Genomic DNA, 500 nt, shown 5'->3' with positions numbered 1-500 from the left:
CTTGATCAAAGTTTAGAGAAGCTTTCTAGCAGCCTTCAGTCTGATGATTCAGCGGTTGTTCTCTACGATAAAAAAGATGGTGATAATGGCGGCATTGATTACACGAGTGTGACTTTAGGTAAAGGTAAGGATAAGGCGGCTGTAGGTCTCCATAATGTTGCCGATGGTCAGATTGCCAAGGGTTCACATGATGCAATCACGGGCGGTCAGATTAATAAAATCGGTGAGGATTTAGCTAAGTTTTTAGGTGGAGAAGCATCCTTTAAAGATGGAGCTCTTACACAGCCAAGGTATAAATTATCGCATATTTCTGAAGATGGTCAGGTAAGCACGAGCGCCTTTGATGGTGTAGGTGGTGCGTTTGAAGGCCTTGATGCAAATATAAAAAATGTGAATCAGCGTATTAAGGAAGTTTCGCAGGGAGTAGCGCAGGATTCTTTGAATTGGAGTAATGAAGCCAATGCGTTTGTAGCTAAGCATGGAACGGAAGGAAGCAGTAG

Annotated in this window: 1 pseudogene; it reads left to right on the top strand. The window is 43.0% G+C overall.

The features are described from left to right. Positions 1 to 500: pseudogene (locus ACFIK0_RS09955) on the top strand (adhesin); the annotation flags it as partial.

Source organism: Bartonella sp. CL63NXGY (assembly GCF_042194905.1).
GTDB lineage: Bacteria > Pseudomonadota > Alphaproteobacteria > Rhizobiales > Rhizobiaceae > Bartonella.
The sequence above is the reverse complement of the archived record's forward strand: the minus strand, read 5'-3'. Positions and strand labels throughout refer to the sequence as shown.